This window comes from Brevibacterium sp. 'Marine', assembly GCF_012844365.1.
Taxonomy (GTDB): domain Bacteria; phylum Actinomycetota; class Actinomycetes; order Actinomycetales; family Brevibacteriaceae; genus Brevibacterium.
This window is the reverse complement of the sequence record NZ_CP051626.1, coordinates 2,583,354-2,601,092: the sequence shown is the minus strand read 5'-3', so window position 1 is coordinate 2,601,092 and position 17,739 is coordinate 2,583,354. Positions and strand designations below refer to the sequence as shown.

The window sequence follows — 17,739 nt, the reverse complement described above, 5'->3', positions numbered from 1 at the left end:
GTGAAGTAGTTGCAGGCGGTCGACGTCGGCAACGAATTGCAAAGGAGAACGGCACTATGCCGAAGCAGAAGACGAACAGCAGCGCCAAGAAGCGCATGCGCGTGACTGGCAGTGGCAAGATCATGCGTGAAGGCGTGAACAACCAGCACAAGTTCGAGGGCAAGACCTCGGCTCGTAAGCGCCGCGTGTCCACCGACCAGGTCATCACCGGTGGCGACCGCGCCAAGGCCCGCAAGCTTCTGGGCAAGCTCAAGGGCAGGTGAGACCCCTTTCGGGTCTTCGCTTTCCGGCAGCAGCCGGGAACTCCCACGGGCAGTCGACATCGGCTGTCTCAGCTTGAACCAGAGTCCGGCACCGCCGGCAGATACGAACTTTTCAAAGGAGTAACACGTGGCACGTGTGAAGAGAGCGGTCAACGCTCACAAGAAGCGCCGGGTCATCCTCGACCGGGCAAGCGGCTACCGCGGACAGCGCTCGCGCCTGTACCGCAAAGCCAAAGAACAGGTCATCCACTCGCTGGTCTACAGCTACCGTGACCGTCGCAAGCGCAAGGGCGACTTCCGTCGTCTCTGGATCCAGCGCATCAACGCCGGCGCCCGCGCCAACGGCATGACCTACAACCGTTTCATCCAGGGCCTCAAGGCCGCTGGAGTCGAGGTCGACCGTCGCATGCTCGCCGAGCTCGCCGTGAACGACTCGGCCACCTTCGCGCACCTGGTCAAGGTCGCCAAGGATGCTCTTCCTGCTGACGTCAACGCAGCGAAGACCGACGCCGCCTGAGCAGCGTCGACTCAAGACTCCGGTCACACAGTGACTGACCGATCGCCTCGGTGATCGACGACGGCCCCGAACTGCAGGTTCGGGGCCGTCGGTCGTTCTGTCGGGGCCCGCCTGGTCCCCAGATCGGCTCCTGTCTCCTCAGCCACCACTTCTTCCACTTCAGCACTCAACGGATCGAGAACACGGTTTCATGAAACTCCCTGACGTCATCTCCTCGCCTCAGTCGAAGCGGATCAAGAACGCCGCGAAGCTGCTCAAGCGTCGCGACCGCAAGGCCACGGGGCAGTTCCTCGTCGAGGGTCCGCAGGCCGTGCGGGAGGCACTGGCGCGCAAGGGCGCTGTCGTTGAGCTCTTCATCACCGAGGAGGCCGCCGCGGAGCATCCCTCGTTCGTCTCCGCGGCGAAGCACGGCCGCATGCAGTGCAGCATCGTCACCCCCGAGGTACTCACCGAGCTCGCATCGACCGTGAACTCCCAAGGTGTCGTGGCCGTGTGCAAGACCCTGGACGTGGAGCTGACCTCGGTGCTCGACAAGGAAGCTCAGCTTGTCGTCGTCCTGTCGCAGGTGCGTGATCCGGGCAATGCCGGTACGATCATCCGACTGGCCGATGCCGCGGGAGCCGATGCCGTGGTGCTGACGTCGTCGTCGGTGGATGTCTACAACGACAAGGTCGTGCGCTCGACTGCCGGCTCGCTCTTCCACATTCCCGTCGTCACCGGAGTCGGCCTGTCCGAGGTCACCGAACTGGCCCGTGCCCGCGGCCTGCAGGTGCTCGCCGCCGACGCCAACGACGAAGCCCACGATCTTCACCACCCGTGGGATACAGGCCTGGATCTCACCGCACGGACCGCCTGGGTCTTTGGAAACGAGGCCTGGGGGATGAGCGCCGAGGATCTGTCGTTGTGTGATGCGTCTGTCGCTGTTCCGATCTACGGCTCGGCCGAAAGCCTCAACCTCGGCACCGCTGCCGGGGTCTGCATTTACGAGAGTGCTCGCAACCAGCGGATGTGAACGGCTGGGCGGAGGCATCGAAACCAATTCGTGGTGGTACCGAGCAGAATCGGAGGAGGGATCAAGCTCTGGGTTTTCGCAGGCGGATTCCGCCTCCCGATCGGCGGACTTCCTCGCCAGACCTGCAACGTCTTCTAAGCTATCGGCGTTGTATTAGGTTCGAACTTTGTCTGGTTGGTCGAAGAAGGGTTCCAATGTCTGTGGCTCTGGCCTCTTCGTTAGCGGCGACACAATCGCCATAGCTAGCACGTTGACGATGATTCCTGGTACCACTGGCGCGAAATACGGCTGGCCGATGAGATACCAGATCAAACAGACCGAGAATCCACCCACCATGGCGGTCATTGCCCCCGCAGTGTTCGCTCGTTCCCAAAAGATCCCCAACACTAGGGGAGCGAACACTGTCGAACCGACTAGCGCAGCATAGGCAAGAACAATGAATTGCACTACATCGAGTTGCATGAATGTGAGGAGAATCGGTAGCGCTCCGAAGACGATCGTGGCTATCCGTGCCGTTCTTAGGCGTTGTCTCTCTGTGGCTTGCGGACGCAGAATCTTCCCATAGAGATCATGGGAGAATGCCGGACCGATCACTAGCAACACCGAGTCAACGGTGCTGAGTACAGCAGCCAGTACTGCGGTGAGCATCAATGCGCCGAGGAAGCTCGGCAACACCTCAGTGGCGAAGACGCTAGATGCTAGGTCGGGCGATTCTAAATCGGGGCTGATGATTCGCATTGACATGCCGATTATTGCCACGCAACCGAATGTGATCATTGTGAAGAAGACGGCGACGAGTGAGCCACGAGCACATGTTTTCGCATCCCTCATCGCATAGAACCGCATGAGGAGGACCGGGGCCACCATTGCTGCAAATCCGAATCCCATGACAAAGCCCAACAGATCGACCCAACTATAGTTCCAACCAGCGAACTCAGCGCCAATGTCGTTAAACTCTGTTGGTAGTTCGCCGATGCCACCAGCCGCGTGGATGGCGACTGGTACCCCAATGACAACGGCCAGGCTCATTACGATCTGCTGGACGAAGTCGGTCCGCATCACTGCGGTCATTCCGCCCACCACGGTGTAGATCACGATGAAGACCATGAGAATCGTTGACCCCCAGTAGAAGGGGATGTCAAAGATCTGTTGGAAGACGATTCCTCCTGCCTGATACTGCGCAGACAGGAAGATCAGATACGACCCGATCAGCAGTACGGTGATTACAACGCGAGGTAGTTTCTGTCCATACCGGTCACCGATGAAGTCAGGAAAGGTCAATGCCCCCGTTTTATCGATGTATCGGTGGAGACGCGGCGCGATGACGAATCCGGCGAATATGAAAGCTAGCCAGATTCCAATAGTGGGCATGAGGAACGATGAACCGGTGAGATAGTGGATCCCCATCGTTCCGACGAACGTTCCTGCGCTCATTTGGGTCGCGGCGATGCTCGCTCCTCCTACCCACGCTCCCATGCCTCGCCCCGCGACAAGGAAATCTTTCTCTCCTGATTGGGACTTCGCGCTTCGCAGCCCTTCAATGAGGACGACGATCACGAAGATCGCAAAGACGATGATGAAGACTGTCGTAAAAGACATGATCAGGATTCCAATTCGTTGTGATCATCGGCCGATCGAGACTTTGGTGTCTCACCGGTGGAAGGCTGATTGGACGAGCCGTTGAAATAGATCGATTGGAGGATGAGTCCTCCGATCATGATTGCGAACCCGAAGAACATCCAAATGACAACAGGTTGGCCAAATGTTTGTAGTAATTGCATGGCAGTGACTTCTCTTTCTGATGTGGTCAATCGTTTATCGGTTAGTCGTCATTGACCAAAGCTAATCGACCGCAAGGACAATTCTTCCGAATCCCTCGGAGGGAGATAGTCGTTGGTGAGCCCTCTGCACAGAACCGAATGAATAGGTGGAATCTACCGTCGGTTTCAATCTTTTAGTCGAGACCATTCTCGTCGCAGCGTGAAACTGCCGTATGCCGTTCATCGGCGCCCCGACGATCGAACGGTGGTGCTGATAAATTTCGCGGATGCTGATCTCGACAGAGTCTCCGGTTGCTGCACCGCACGTGGCTAGGCGACCACCGGTGGAGAGGGCATTGATAGAGCGTTTCCAGGTCGCGGCTCCGATAGGGTCGACAACAACATCTACTCCACGACCCTGTGTGAATACAGCCAACTCACTCACCCAATCGGGATTTGAAGTGTCGACCACGATCTCGGCTCCCATCGCGGCGAGACTGAGCTCGGCCTTACCGCGATGACGGGTCCCAGCGATGACCTTCGCCCCGGAAGCGACAGCGAGATGTATCGCAGCTTGTGCGACACCGCCCCCTGCACCCCATCGACATCCTCACCCATCAATTTGTAGTGTCCACACATCGTTGTGTCACCTGAGCGGCATCTCGCACAGGCATCGCACGAGAGGCCGGGATATATGACGACAGGTTCACCCACCTGGAGATCTGTGTTTGCAGTCTTGCCGACATAGACAACAGTGCCTGACGTGTCAGCGCCCATGACGTGGGCAGCCTTTGTGGTAGCCGGATCCCAGGTCCTGAAATTCCTTGGCGGATCGCGATATCTAACCAATTTAACGCTGCATGCGAAATGTTGACGCTTACCTGTGAATCATCGCCGGTACTAGCAGGAATGTCAGCGATTGTTAGTACGCTTGGACTTCCGAACTCGAATATCTGTATCGATTTCATCAATATCGACGATGTCCGACGTTCACCAGATGAAGTTTAGCGCCCGCAGGGTATTGCTGCTGATCACCTTGACGATGTCCTCATCTGAGTACCCATGCTTGACGAGCCAGCCGACGATGTTGAAGAAGCATTCAGTAGGGTTTTCCATTCCTGATACGTAGGGCATCTTGGGATAGTCCGGTGCGGCAGTGGCATTGTGAACTCCGAGGTTGGAGGCGAACTCATCATGAAGCCCGACGTGGTCGCCATACAAAGTGTCCGGCCCAAAGGACACGTGGTCGATCCCCATGAGTTCGACGCAGTACTCGAAGTGATCCATCACCGAGTCAATCGAATGCTCAATATGATCATGAGAGAGTGAGGTGTGGGGCGCAGCTTCAAGACCGATTACTCCACCTGACTCTGCGCACGCCTTGAGCACCTCATCCGGCTTCATGCGTTTCGTTGGCCAGATTGCCCGTGCGCCGGCATGAGTGATGAGCACAGGTGCCTCAGAATGTTCGATGGTGTCGAGGCACGTTTGGTCGCTCGAGTGGGATACATCAATGGCGATGCCGAGCTGATTCATACGTTTGACTGCCTGACGGCCGAACATGGTCAGGCCGCCGTCCCCGGGCTCTTTGAGTCCGCTGCCTAGTGCATTCGACTCAGAGTAGGCGATCCCCATCGAGCGGATTCCGAGGCCGTAGAGGATGTCGAGACGGTCTAATTCGTTCTCGATTGGTGTCGCGGCCTCAAGGCTCATTACGAGAGTCACGTTGCCGGTTTCATGAGCTTGGTTGATGTCTTCAGCGTTCCGACACAAGGTGACGAAGTCCTGGTGTGCGATATCGCTCAGTCGCATTCCCAAGTCATAGATGACGTCGTCGAACTTCCAGCCGAACTTGCTCGTCACACAGGCTGTTCCGTCCATCATGTTGTCGAACACAACAGTCATCCCTGATTTGGCAAGCCCCGCGTAGCCGGTCCGCTGGCGACCGGTGCGGTTGTATGCACGAGTCTCAGACATGTCTTCTGGAAATACAGTTGGATGATCGTGAAGACTAATCACGATGTTATCCCTGAGCAGCTGCGCCGTACGCTGCGCCTCGACGTCGTCAAGATCTAGGTCGTGCTTTGGTGCTCGATCGAATTCGGGCGCGAGTTTGAAATCGATGTAGTCGACTCCGGCTTCTAGGTACTCGTATGACTTGTATCCGCCGTATTTCTTCAATTCGAAGACTGACTCTTTCTTGTCGTGCGAAATCATGTTGTCTTCTTTCTCCATTTCCCCTGCGCCAGTGCGTGGGTGTCGGCGGTGACCGTAGCGTCGGCCACCTGCGTGATGTGCGTTCCCTTGTGGGACCGCAATCCGGAACGACGGATCGTCCTGAGAGGTGTATTTACGTCTCATAGACGATTCGGATGACGGACCGGATTCATAAAGCATTACTGAAAGACTGATTCCTGTCAATGGTGTGAGTATGGGAACATGATTGTCATGGTTCGAAATGACACGATGGCCCGTCTTCATCCGCATCGTCCGCGAGCAGGGAAATCGGGGGAGTCGGCCGTCCTTGATGAGGTCGACAGAAAGATCGTGGCTGCCCTGCAGGTTGCTCCCCGTGCCTCGTGGGCGCGAGTGGCCAATGTTCTAGAACTATCTGAGTCGGTCGTATTCCGGCGAGGGAAGAAGCTACTTGATTCTGAAGTCGTACAGGTTTCGGCGTTGCCTGATCCGACTCTGACTGACCGCGGCTTTCCGGTCCTGGTTCGCCTGCGGTGCGAGGTCGGGGAGGCTTACTCAGTGGCACGAGCCATGGCTGCCAGGCCCGATACGCGTCTAGTTCTTGCGCTGGCCGCCAGCTATGACGTTCTGGTCGAATTGATCGTGCCGACTCGGCATAGCCTTGGGGACGTGCTGCAGGAGGGTTTCAAAGACGTATCGGGAATAGTCGAGAGTGAGAGTGCAACGGTAATACGCAACTTCAAGACCTCATTCGACTGGGCGCGCGCATCTGTTGGAAGTGATCTAAGCCAGCTTGACGAGAAACGCGCGTGCTCGGAACTCAATCGCACCGTAGACGAGAGCGATTTGAAGATCATCGAGATTCTGGCTGGCAATGGTCGCCTGAGTTATAAGACGGTAGGCGAGATAGCCGGTCTGAGTGAATCTTCAGTGCGGCGAAGAGTCGACGCGCTACTGGACAACGGTGCCTTTCAATTTGCGACATATGTTGAGCCTGATCTACTTGGGTTTAATGCTCCGCTGTTCGTGTGGTTTGACGTTGACGCTCGTGATCTGGAGGGCGTTGCCGCCAGACTCAGCGCATTGCCCGAGGTTAGGTATGTGTCTGCCACGACAGGGAAGTCTCAATTGGCCGCTGAGATTCTCAGTCGGGGGATTGACGATATATATGATCTGACCACCTCAGAGATCCTGGGAGTCGACGACGTCAAGCGCGTGGACGTGGGGCTAGAGGTGCGGTCGTTCAAGCGAGGGTTTATGATTCGATGAATCATCGATGACTGAATCAAGCATTGAGGTTGGCTTTTTGTCAACTGGACTTTTGTGCCCGGTCCAATTGGCGCCTTGGTCGGATGCCCACTGCGTCCTCTTGTTCAGCCTTGTTGCCCGCTGGTACTTTCGGGAATTGATGACAATGTTCGTACTTGCAGTTTTCTCGGTTGCATGGCTTCCGAAGAGCTTATCGATAGTCGTAGTTTTGTCGTCGTCCTGTCATAGGTGTGCGACCCCGGCAATGCGGGAACGATCATTTTACTCGCCGATGCAACTGGCGCTGATGCTGTGGTGCTGACGTCGTCGTCGGTGGATGTTTACAACGACAAAGTCGTCCGCTCGACCGCCGGTTCGCTCTTCCACATTCCCATTGTCACCGGTGTCGGTCTGTCCGAGGTGACCGAGCTGGCGCGGGCCCGTGGACTGCAGATGCTCGCGGCCGACGCCAATGACGAAGCGCACGATCTTCACCACCCGTGGGACACCGGCCTGGATCTGACCGCACGGACCGCGTGGTGCTTCGGCAACGAAGCCTGGGGGATGAGTGCGGATGATCTGGAGCTGTGCGACTCATCTGTTGCCGTCCCGATCTAGGACTCGGCTGAGAGCCTCAGCCTCGGCACTGGCGCAGGCGTGTGCATCTACGAGAGTGCGCGCAACCAGCGCATGTGAAGGGTTCTAGGAATAGGCTTACAGCCTTTGCTGGTTGGGCTTTTCGGGACCGGGCCAGAGGTTAATGATCGAATGAGTCGGTTCCTTGGAACGCTGCGCAATTTGATCCTCGATCCACACCTCGTGATTTTCCAGGATCTCCTTGTCCAGAACATGGAGATTAAATTGACTCAGCATCGGCTATTTGTCTTGGCCCGACGTTCCTCCACTAGCCAGTCCTGCAGCTACTCCGCCAGTCCACGGTCTGTTGTACAGAGGTACGTTAAGCGACTGGAACATCCTGTCGCGTGTTTGTTCCTCTTCATGGGTGAAATTACAGCCAGAGGATCAGTGCTCGCGGCAATTTGTGGTAGTCCCTAGGTTCTTGAAGGTCCGGTTCACCTGAATCGCTGGGTACGCGTAAGTTGGCAGTTGTTCTGGACTCATATCACGCCTTCGCGATGTAGGACCTGACGGATCTCGTCAAAGGCGGCTTTGATATTCCCCTTCGGGTAGCGAATTTGGCCGATTCCCTCGATATTAGAGAACTCTTCACACCCCTCTTCAAGAAGAACGATAGCCTTCATCCAACCCAGTCGTCCCTGGAACAGTCCAACTTCGTGAATGACATTCGCGCGAGCTACGGCTTTCCCTTCGGAGTTCTCGTCCTCGGGAGTCATTACAAGGAAAGCAATACTTGCATTATCGAGCATTTCTAGTAGACGTTCTTTTACGCTCATGCCCGCGGTCGGTTTCCTATCAAAGACCTCCCAACCAAGACCCTGGCCACTGAGCCAAACACCCAGCTTGAGGTACTCAGCCGAGGCTCCACCATGTCCTATGAAGACTTTGCTTCCCAGCTGGATGACCGCTCTTTGAGTCGTTGCTTCGTCGCCTTCGAGGTGCTTCCCGAGTCTCTTGCAGACTGTAGCAAGTTCTCTCGCCACCAAGAACGGTGACTTGAGTTTCCGTACGGTTGCAAGTGCGATCTGGTGTCCTGCTGGCTGGGCTCCACCTTCTAGTGCCTGTGCATCCCGAGTCATGATTTGGCCCGTTACTCCGCGCATCTGGAGTCGAGCTAAAGAATCTGCGTCTGGAAGTATGATGTGCTGCAGCTCCTCGACGTTCTCTTTCACATAATCGTCACAGGGGATCGGAACCTTCGCCGCAACTGATCGAGCCCGTTGAATGAGTTCCTCCACTTCCGAACCGGTTGCGTCAGACTGCTCTCTAAGCCTGTTGAGATCGGGATTACCAGCCCGCTCCTCAATCTTGGCCACCACCTCATCAACCTGGTGGATCTCCCACTCGCCCGTGGTGCCTTGGAACATGCCGAGCAAGCCCCATTCACGACTAAACATCGCGCCATTCGGCGGAGCCTCGAAGCCTTGGTAATACACATTCGCTTGGTAGCCCAAATTGGACTTCGACCAGGACCTCCCGATCTCTTTCGCAGCATTTTCGAGGGCATCAAGTGGTTGAGTATCGAGGCTAGACTCTCGATCGGCAATTTCGGATGCTTCTTCAGCGATCGCGATAAACTCAGCGCTACGATCAGTCATATTGTGCAGTCTACTCGTGCGGAGAGCTTGTGCAGCAGGGTTACAAGACGCTCCAGATGGAGTCGTTGCCGCATCCACGATCTGGAGCAAACCGTTGTGTATTAGTATCCTTATTCCGTGACGCTAATGTGACCTGATGTTTTCTGGCACACGGCAGTGCCCCGATAGCCTAATCGAGCACGATCAGCTCGGGCAGCGGGGACTTGTTCTCCCCTCGAGGTGTACGTTCCATTCCGCGAAGGGTTCCCAGGTGTAACCGTCAAAGCCAGCGAAGCAGCTCATATACGAACCGTCGACCTCTTGACCGGCATCGGCTGATTCGTCGGCGGCGACGGGCATCGACAGGATCGTTGTCAATGGCTACATGGTTGCCGTCTAGTGGTGGCGAAGTCTGCAAGACAAGAGACTGCGGTTGAAGACATTGCACGTGGCAGTGTCGGAAATAGCGGTTAGGGTGGGCGCATGGTGACTTCAGCTCCGCGCCCACCGAAGCTCAGCCTCGGTGACCTGGTCCCGGGATATCTCGGCGATTTCGGTCCAGAGGAATTCCTCGAAGGCATGGAGTTCACCGACCTCGACCTCGCCGAGGCGGACGCCACCCAAGCGACGTTCCTCGACTGTCGAATGACGAACGTGAACTTCGGCGATGCCGAGGCTCAGATCGACCTTAGCGGAGTCAGGATCTCCGGAACGGAGATCACGGACTGCCGCGCCGACACCTGGACGATACCCCGTGGAAACCTGCTGCACACTGACGTTTCCGGTACGCGGATCGGTGCCGGCGTTGCCTATGACAGCGTGTGGGAGAAAGTGCGATTCACCAACTGCCGCATCTCCTACCTCAACCTGCGGGAGTCGAAGCTCACCGACGTCGAATTCCGGGACTGCAAGATCGACGAGATCGACCTCGACCGAGCGAAGGCCAGCCGGGTCGCATTCCCGGGAAGCAGCGTCGGCGTCTTTCAGTGCGAAGGCGCCACCCTCGGCAACGTCGACATCCGGGGACTGGAACCGCACAAGATCTCCGGAGTCCATTCCTTGCGCGGAGCGATCATCGACGACACTCAGCTCATGCTCTTCGCTGAACTCTTCGCTTCTGAACTCGGTATCTCCGTGGAGTGAGCACCCACAGGCCGGCGAGCACTACGAACCACCGGGCGCCGAGTCGCGGCGAGCGGTCTCGCGCCGGTCGATGGCTGCACGTACCTCGTCGATCGCAGTGCGGATCATTCGTCCGTAGCCATCATCGGGCAACGCCTCGCTGCGTTCCTCGGCGGCGCAGATGTGCTCCGCCGCGGCACCGAATGCACTCAGGCAACGGAAGTTGTCGGCGATATTGAGGTGGAGGCTGGGGTAGAAGCCGGCGACCTGGAGCGACTGGTGGTGGGCCTGTGCACGTTCATCACTGAGCGAAGCTGCGGCGTCGAGAGCACGAATGTCCCAGATGAGGGCCTCAGCAGGATGATCGAGGAGATCAGCGAGATAGTGCGCAAGCGTGCAGTGATGGAACGGATCCCCGGTGGGGCCGACCTCTTGCCAGAGGCTGACCAGCTGGCGCTGAGCCGTGCCGACGTCGCCGGATCTCCCGAGTTCGACGGCTCGGCCGATCGTCTCCATCGTCGGCTCGGCCGATCGTCTCCATCGTCGGGTCGGGTGCGGCTGGTGTGGAGTTCATGGTGGTCTGTTCCTGTCTGTGTCAGTGGGCGGGGCCTGGCACGGCATGAGGACGGTGGTGAAGTCTCCGTCATCAGCTGAGCGCAGGACGACCGGTTGATCCGACGCAGTGACGTCGAGGATGAGATCGTTTCCGAGCGCATTGGCCACGGCCGGATGCAGCGTCGTCAGCTCGAACCACAGCGTGAGTTCAGAGCCGTCACCGGTGCCGTCGATGTCAACGGAGTCGGCAGGGTGTAGAACCCGCACCCCGCTCGCAGAGAGTCGCAGACCGACCTTATCCGGGGCCTGCCGTTCCATCGTCTGCAAGAGCTGCCGGCGGTCGACCATGCAGTGGTGGACAGCTGTCGGCAGGGACGAAAAGAAGTCGGAAGTATCCGGAAACGGCTCATCGATCAACGTGCACTGGCTCATAGTGCCGTCATCGAGCACGACGCGCAGGACATCGTCTCCTGCCTCGAGAGTCACTGTGGGGCTTCTGCGGATCGCCGAAACGGCGGTCCGCAGGGCATGGCCCGATACGGTGCCGGCCCATGTCGTGCCCGCCGACCGGCTCGGCACCAGTGTGCGACTGGTGAAACGATAGCGATCCGTCGCCGCCAGAGTGAGGGCATCCGGTTCAATGCTGAGGCGAACACCGTTGAGGACGGGGAAGTCGGGGTCATCGGCAGTCGTCGCCAGAAGCTGGTCGACAGCCGCGGCGAAGACGGGCCCGGAAAGAGTGCACAGTGATGTCGAAGCCTCCGACTGCAGAGACTCGGAGAGGCGCGCGGCCACATGCTGCAACCGCGCGTTTTCAGCCGACACCCTGCGCAAATGGTCGTTGAGAAGCCTCAGCGATTCCGTCGAATCCGACGCAGATTCGGCCGCGAAGAACCGAGAGACGTCGGACAACGGCATTCCGAGCTCACGCAGCTCTCGCAACCGCTGTGCAGCAGCCACCTGCGCATCACTGTAGAAGCGATATTCGGTCTGGGCGTCGACATGGTCAGGGCGGAGGACGCCGGCATCGTCGTAGAATCGCAGCGCGCTTGCCGTCAGCCCCACTATTCGGGCGAACGTCCCGATTGGCATCAAGTCAGAAACAGTCACCCGAACATTGTCCGGCTTCAACTGACTTGAAGGTCAAGACCGCTGCCCCAACTCATCGATGAGCACCCGCTTGTTCTCCGAATAGTCGACGGGCACGACGACAATGTGCACACCGCCGACAGAGAACGCGTGCTCCAAAGCATCGCTGATGCTGTCGACATCCTTAACGCGGGTGCCGGTGGCCCCATACGATTCCGCATACTTCACGAAGTCGGGGTTGTCGAACGTCAGACCGAAGTCCGCCATCCCGTCCGCGGCCTGCTTCCACCGGATCATGCCGTAGGCGTTGTCCTCGAGGATGACCACGACGAGGTCTAGCCCGAGCCTGACAGCGGTCTCCATCTCCTGACTGTTCATCATGAACCCGCCGTCGCCGACCACGGCCATGACCCGACGCTCCGGGTAGGTCAGCTTCGCCCCGATCGCCGAGGGCAGCCCGGCGCCCATCGTCGCCAGAGCATTGTCGAGCAGCAGGGTGTTCGCCCTGGTCGTGCGGTAGTTGCGAGCGAACCAGATCTTGTACATCCCGTTGTCCAGGGCCACGATCCCATCGGTGGGTACGACGTCACGGACTTCCTGGACGATCCGCTGCGGGATGAACCGATCCTCATCGGCTCCCTCGTGGATCTTGATGAGGATCTCATCACGCATCGGCAGGAGCGCCTCGGCGGTGGGCACGGGACCGTCGAGCACCTCGGCGAGCTTGTCCAGGGACGGTGCCAGGTCACCGATGACCTCGAACTGCGGGAAATACACCTGCTCGACGATGGCGGGACGATACCCGATGTGCACGACCGTCGGCCCGTTCTCATCCATCGTGAACGGCGGCTTCTCCGTTGTATCGTGGCCGATGGTGACGATGACATCGGCGGCATCGATCGCGTCGTGGACGTAGTCACCGGACGTCAGCGCCGCCGTACCCATGTACAGATCCGACGCGCCCGTCACCGACCCCTTGCCCATCTGCGTGGTCACGTAGGGGATGCGCATCCCGGCGACGAAACGCGACAGAGCCTCACTGCACGACGCCCGGGACGCATCCGCACCGAGCATGAGCAGCGGGTTCTTCGCCTCCCTGATGACGTTCGCGGCGTTCGCGATCGCCGTGTCCCCGGCGACGGGCCGACTGTTCGTATGCGGTTCGATGAGCTCGAATCCGTCGACCGGCATTCCCGCGATATCCTCGGGCAGTTCGAGATGCACCGGTCCCGGACGCTCGGCCTGGGCGGCGCGGAACGCCTCACGGACCATCGTCGGAATCATCGCCGCCGAGCTGATCTGCTTGCTCACCTTCGTCAGCGGATCCATCGTCGCCACCGTATTGACCATCTGGAACGCCGCCTGCTCGGCCGTGCGGATGCCCTTCTGCCCGGTGATCATGATGACCGGCATCCCGCCGAGGTGGGCGTACGCAGCCCCGGTCGCCAGGTTGAGTGCCCCCGGCCCCAAGGTCGTGAGCACGACCCCGGGTTTGCCGGTCAGCCTGCCGTAGGTGGCGGCCATGAACGCGGCCGCCTGCTCATGCCGGGTGAGGATGAGTTCGATCGATGAGTTCCGCAGGGAGTCGACGAAGTCGAGGTTCTCCTCGCCGGGAATGCCGAAGATCCGCTCGACGCCTTCGTTCTCCAGGGCTCTGACCATGACATCTGATGCACGTTGTGTCGTCATGTGCCCGACCCTACGCCTCACGCGGCTCGATCCCTATGACCGACCCCACACCACCGTCACCGAGGCGGCCCACCCACCCAGCGGACGTGCGGAACCGCGGGGCCACCTCGGCGAAGGGAACGCCCACCGAAGCGGCCCACCTACCCAGCGGACGCCGCCCCAGGTCCCGGCGGGGGAGACGATAGACTGGCAGTCGAAGAGAAACGACGTCCCCTCAGCTGCGGGCAAGTACGGACAAAAGGACATTGATGACAGACCAACTCGACCCCTTGGACGAGTCGGCCGTGAAGCAGGCCGTCGACGCGGCACTCAAGGCTTTCACGGATGCGACGACTCTCGACGAGCTCAAGCAGGCGAAGATCGACCACACCGGCGACAAAGCCCCGCTGGCGCTCGCCAACCGAGCCATCGGCTCACTCGACAAGGCCGATAAGGCCGCCGCCGGCAAGATCGTCGGCAAGTCCAGGGGAGCGGTCAAGCAGGCCCACGACGTACGCCTGGCCGAACTCGAAGCCGAACGCGATGCGGCCGTGCTCATCGAAGAGGCCATCGACGTCACCCTGCCCACCGACCGTCGCCGCCTCGGCGCTCGCCACCCGCTGTCCCTCATCCAGGAACAGGCCGCGGACTACTTCGTCGGCCTCGGCTGGGAGGTCGCCGAAGGCCCCGAGATCGAATCCGAGTGGCTGAACTTCGACGCGCTCAACTTCGGCCCCGACCATCCGGCCCGCCAGATGCAGGACACGTTCTTCGTCGATCCCGCCGACGCCGGACTCGTCCTGCGCACCCACACCTCACCAGTGCAGTCACGCTCCCTGCTGCAGCGCGGCGTGCCGCTCTACGTCGTGTGCCCGGGCAAGACTTTCCGCACCGATGAGCTCGACGCCACCCACACCCCGGTCTTCCACCAGATCGAAGGCATCGCCATCGACAAGGGCTTGACCATGGCCAACCTGCAGGGCACCCTCGACGGCTTCGCCCGCGAGATGTTCGGCCCGGAGTCGAAGACTCGCCTGCGCCCGAGCTTCTTCCCGTTCACTGAACCGAGCGCGGAGATGGACTTCTGGTTCCCCAACAAGGTCGGCGGACCCGGTTGGATCGAATGGGGCGGCTGCGGAATGGTCCACCCCAACGTGCTGCGCGCCGCCGGCATCGACCCCGACGTCTACCAGGGCTTCGCCTTCGGCATGGGCATCGAGCGCACCCTGATGCTGCGCGAGGGAATCAACGATATGCACGACATGGTCGAAGGCGATGTGCGCTTCTCGGCCCGTTTCGGAATGAAGGCTTGATATGCGCGTCCCACTGAACTGGCTGGCCGACTACGTCGATCTCCCAGCCGAGACCGATCCCCATGCCCTCGCCGCCGAATTCGCGTCCATCGGACTCGAGGAAGAGGACTTCTTCGGACCCGAGATCACCGGCCCACTCGTCGTCGGCCGGGTCCTCGAACTCGTCAAGGAAGAGCACTCGAACGGCAAGACCGTCAACTGGTGCCGCGTCGACGTCGGCCCCGAACACAACGAAGCCCAGGATGATCCGAAGGACCCGCAGCCCGGTCCCGAGGTGCCCAGCCGCGGCATCATCTGCGGTGCCCACAACTTCGTGCCCGGCGACCTCATCGTCGCCTGCCTGCCCGGAGCAGTCCTGCCCGGTGACTTCAAGATCGCGGCACGCAAGACCTACGGCCACAAGTCCGATGGCATGATCTGCTCGGCCAAAGAGCTCGGCCTCGGCGAGGACCACGACGGCATCATCGTCCTGACTGACCTCGGCCTGACCGGTGAGCCCGGCGATGATGCGATCGCGCTGCTCGGCCTCGACCAGGTCACCCTTGACGTCAACGTCACCCCCGACCGCGGCTACCAGCTGTCGATTCGCGGCATTGGACGCGAATATGCGCAGATGAAGGGGCAGAAGTTCACCGATATCGGTTCCGCCGAGGTGGCTCCCACCAACGCGGCCACCGACGATGGCTTCCCGGTGTCGGTTGAGGACAACAACCCCATCAACGAGGTGGCCGGTTGTGATCAGTTCACCGCCCTTCAGATCACCGGTCTGGATCCTCAGGCGAAGACTCCGTTCTGGATGCAGCGTCGCCTGCAGCAGGCGGGAATGCGTCCGATCAGTCTGACCGTGGATGTCACGAACTACGTCATGCTCGAACTCGGCCAGCCTCTGCACGCCTACGACACTGCGCTGCTCGGTGACGAAATCGTCGTCCGCCGTGCCACCGCCGGCGAGAAGTTCACGACCCTCGACGATGTCGAACGCAAGCTTGACCCCGAGGACCTGCTCATCACCGACCGCGGTTCTGGTGCGACTGGCAAGGCTGGAAAGATCATCGGTCTGGCCGGCGTCATGGGCGGCGCCGAGGTTGAGGTGAACGACCAGACGACCGACGTCGTCATCGAGGCCGCTCACTTCGACCCGATCTCCATTGCTCGCACTTCGCGTCGACACAAGCTGTCCTCGGAGGCCTCGCGTCGTTTCGAGCGCGGAGTCGACCCGAGGCTCGGGCCTGTGGCCGCACGTCGGTGCGCGGACCTGCTCGTCGAACTCGGCGGCGGAACGCTCAGCCCTGCGACCACGCAGGTCGGGCAGGCTCCCGAGCCGACCGTCATCGAACTCCCGGTCGAGCGCGTGGACTCGCTTGTCGGTGTCGACTACACCACCGCCGAGGTGACCGGACTGCTCGAAGGCATCGGCGCGACCATCGATGTCATCGGCAAGGACCGTCTGGCCGTGACCGTGCCCAGTTGGCGCACGGACATCACCGACGCTGTCGACCTCATCGAGGAAGTCGCCCGTACCGGCGGCTACGACCGCATCCCATCCATCCAGCCTGCCGCCAGGGCAGGCAAGGGACTGACAGTGGCGCAGAAGACCCGCCGTCGGATCTCGAACCTGCTGGCCGCCGACGGGTTCACCGAGGTGCTGTCGTACCCGTTCACGAACGAAAAACGCGACGATCAGCTGCGGCTGGATGCCGACGACGTGCGGCGCAAGCATGTGCGTCTGGCCAATCCGATGTCCGAAGACCTGCCGCTCATGCGCACCAACCTGCTCTCGACGCTGGTCGACCTCGTGGTTCGCAACCAGGGCCGCGGAGCGAAGGACGTCGCACTCTTCGAGGCCGGACTCGTGTCCACCTCGGCAGGTCTGCCTGAGGGCCCCGGGCCGCGTCACCTGCCCGGATACCACCCGAGCGATGACGAGCTCGAGGCGATCTACGCCTCGGTGCCGCACCAGCCCTACCACTACGCGGGCATCATCTCCGGCAATGCGGAGATGCCCGGCGTCTGGGGCAAGGGCCGTAAGGCCGAGGCCACCGACGTCATCGACACCGTCCGTCGGATCGCTGAGACAAACGGCCTCGAGGTCACCGTCGAGGCCGACCAGATCGCTCCGTGGCATCCGGGACGGGCTGCGAAGTTTGTCCTTGCCGACGGTCAGGTGCTTGGCCATGCAGGTGAGCTGCACCCGAAGGTGTGCGAAAACCTCGGCCTGCCGGCGCGGACCGTCGCCTTCGAGATCGACCTCGACGCACTGCTGGCCCAAGACGACCTGCGAGCCTGGGACGGCGCTCTGTCGACCTACCCAGTCTCCCGCCAGGACGTCGCGCTCATCGTCGATGCCGAGCTGCCGACGCAGACTCTGGCCGCGACGCTGCGTGAAGGTGCCGGGGAGGAGCTCGAACTGCTAGAGACCTTCGACCTCTACACCGGTGACCAGCTGCCCGAGGGCAAGAAGTCGCTGGCGTTCCGCCTGACCTTCCGGGCCCCGGATCGTACGCTCAAGGCCGATGAGGCCTCGGCGATGCGTGAAGCGGCGACGAAGCTGGCCGCCGAGCGTCACGGCGCTGAAGTCCGCAGCTGAGAACAGTGCGTCACAGAGCCCGGTCGACCGTTACAGTGGTTCGACCGGGTTCTGTCGTATCCGCGCCGCGCGCCGCGCGCCGCGGCATCGAGCCCGAGAGCGACCGACCACGCGGCGGTGTGAATCCGCATCGCGCGCCACGACAACTGACCACCCGCAGTCGACCAAGAAAGTGGAGTCCCGACCATGTCCG

14 protein-coding genes are annotated in these 17,739 nt (G+C 60.3%); 8 read left to right on the top strand and 6 right to left on the bottom strand.

The annotated features are described in order from the left end of the window. Window positions 1–56: 56 nt before the first annotated feature. From rpmI to HF684_RS11650, 3 genes are all read left to right on the top strand, one after another. Complete coding sequence (gene rpmI / locus HF684_RS11660) at window positions 57–263, top strand: 50S ribosomal protein L35 (RefSeq protein WP_101553737.1); 207 nt, start codon at window positions 57–59, stop codon at window positions 261–263. 127 nt (window positions 264–390) lie between these two features. Next, complete coding sequence (rplT, locus tag HF684_RS11655) at window positions 391–780, top strand: 50S ribosomal protein L20 (protein ID WP_025779787.1); 390 nt, start codon at window positions 391–393, stop codon at window positions 778–780. A gap of 190 nt (window positions 781–970) precedes the next feature. Continuing rightward, window positions 971–1,792, top strand: a complete 822-nt coding sequence (locus HF684_RS11650) for an RNA methyltransferase (RefSeq protein ID WP_169252603.1) — start codon at window positions 971–973, stop codon at window positions 1,790–1,792. A gap of 153 nt (window positions 1,793–1,945) precedes the next feature. Here the strand turns inward: HF684_RS11650 and HF684_RS11645 are convergent, their stop codons facing one another. Beyond that, window positions 1,946–3,391 (bottom strand): sodium/solute symporter, encoded by a 1,446-nt coding sequence (locus tag HF684_RS11645; RefSeq protein ID WP_169252602.1) that lies wholly within the window; start codon window positions 3,389–3,391, stop codon window positions 1,946–1,948. Window positions 3,392–4,542: 1,151 nt separating this feature from the next. Further along, window positions 4,543–5,787 (bottom strand): membrane dipeptidase, encoded by a 1,245-nt coding sequence (locus HF684_RS11630; RefSeq protein ID WP_248278907.1) that lies wholly within the window; start codon window positions 5,785–5,787, stop codon window positions 4,543–4,545. Between the two features lie 204 nt (window positions 5,788–5,991). On the opposite strand from HF684_RS11630, the gene HF684_RS11625 reads away from it, so the two are divergent. Then, window positions 5,992–7,017: an AsnC family transcriptional regulator gene (locus HF684_RS11625; protein WP_169252599.1), complete on the top strand. Its 1,026-nt coding sequence runs from the start codon at window positions 5,992–5,994 to the stop codon at window positions 7,015–7,017. A 228-nt stretch (window positions 7,018–7,245) separates the two neighbouring features. Next, window positions 7,246–7,614 (top strand): RNA methyltransferase, encoded by a 369-nt coding sequence (locus HF684_RS11620; RefSeq protein WP_248278906.1) that lies wholly within the window; start codon window positions 7,246–7,248, stop codon window positions 7,612–7,614. A 500-nt stretch (window positions 7,615–8,114) separates the two neighbouring features. Here HF684_RS11620 and HF684_RS11615 read toward each other — a convergent pair whose 3' ends face one another. Next, window positions 8,115–9,233 (bottom strand): TIR domain-containing protein, encoded by a 1,119-nt coding sequence (locus tag HF684_RS11615; RefSeq protein WP_169252598.1) that lies wholly within the window; start codon window positions 9,231–9,233, stop codon window positions 8,115–8,117. 462 nt (window positions 9,234–9,695) lie between these two features. Here HF684_RS11615 and HF684_RS11610 point away from each other — a divergent pair, with 462 nt between their 5' ends. Next, window positions 9,696–10,355, top strand: a complete 660-nt coding sequence (locus tag HF684_RS11610) for a pentapeptide repeat-containing protein (protein ID WP_169252597.1) — start codon at window positions 9,696–9,698, stop codon at window positions 10,353–10,355. Between the two features lie 21 nt (window positions 10,356–10,376). Here the strand turns inward: HF684_RS11610 and HF684_RS11605 are convergent, their stop codons facing one another. From HF684_RS11605 to HF684_RS11595, 3 genes are read right to left on the bottom strand one after another with little or no spacing between them, the layout of a single operon-like run. Then, window positions 10,377–10,850: a hypothetical protein gene (locus tag HF684_RS11605; protein WP_169252596.1), complete on the bottom strand. Its 474-nt coding sequence runs from the start codon at window positions 10,848–10,850 to the stop codon at window positions 10,377–10,379. Between the two features lie 54 nt (window positions 10,851–10,904). Then, window positions 10,905–11,999 carry a MerR family transcriptional regulator gene (locus HF684_RS11600; protein ID WP_169252595.1) on the bottom strand — a complete coding sequence of 365 codons (1,095 nt, stop codon included), beginning with the start codon at window positions 11,997–11,999 and terminating at the stop codon, window positions 10,905–10,907. A 33-nt stretch (window positions 12,000–12,032) separates the two neighbouring features. After that, window positions 12,033–13,667: an acetolactate synthase large subunit gene (locus tag HF684_RS11595; protein ID WP_169252594.1), complete on the bottom strand. Its 1,635-nt coding sequence runs from the start codon at window positions 13,665–13,667 to the stop codon at window positions 12,033–12,035. Window positions 13,668–13,915: 248 nt separating this feature from the next. On the opposite strand from HF684_RS11595, the gene pheS reads away from it, so the two are divergent. Both pheS and pheT read left to right on the top strand, forming a co-directional pair. After that, window positions 13,916–14,959, top strand: a complete 1,044-nt coding sequence (gene pheS / locus HF684_RS11590; protein WP_169252593.1) for a phenylalanine--tRNA ligase subunit alpha — start codon at window positions 13,916–13,918, stop codon at window positions 14,957–14,959. Window position 14,960: 1 nt separating this feature from the next. Further along, window positions 14,961–17,546 carry a phenylalanine--tRNA ligase subunit beta gene (pheT, locus tag HF684_RS11585; RefSeq protein ID WP_169252592.1) on the top strand — a complete coding sequence of 862 codons (2,586 nt, stop codon included), beginning with the start codon at window positions 14,961–14,963 and terminating at the stop codon, window positions 17,544–17,546. Window positions 17,547–17,739: the final 193 nt, after the last annotated feature.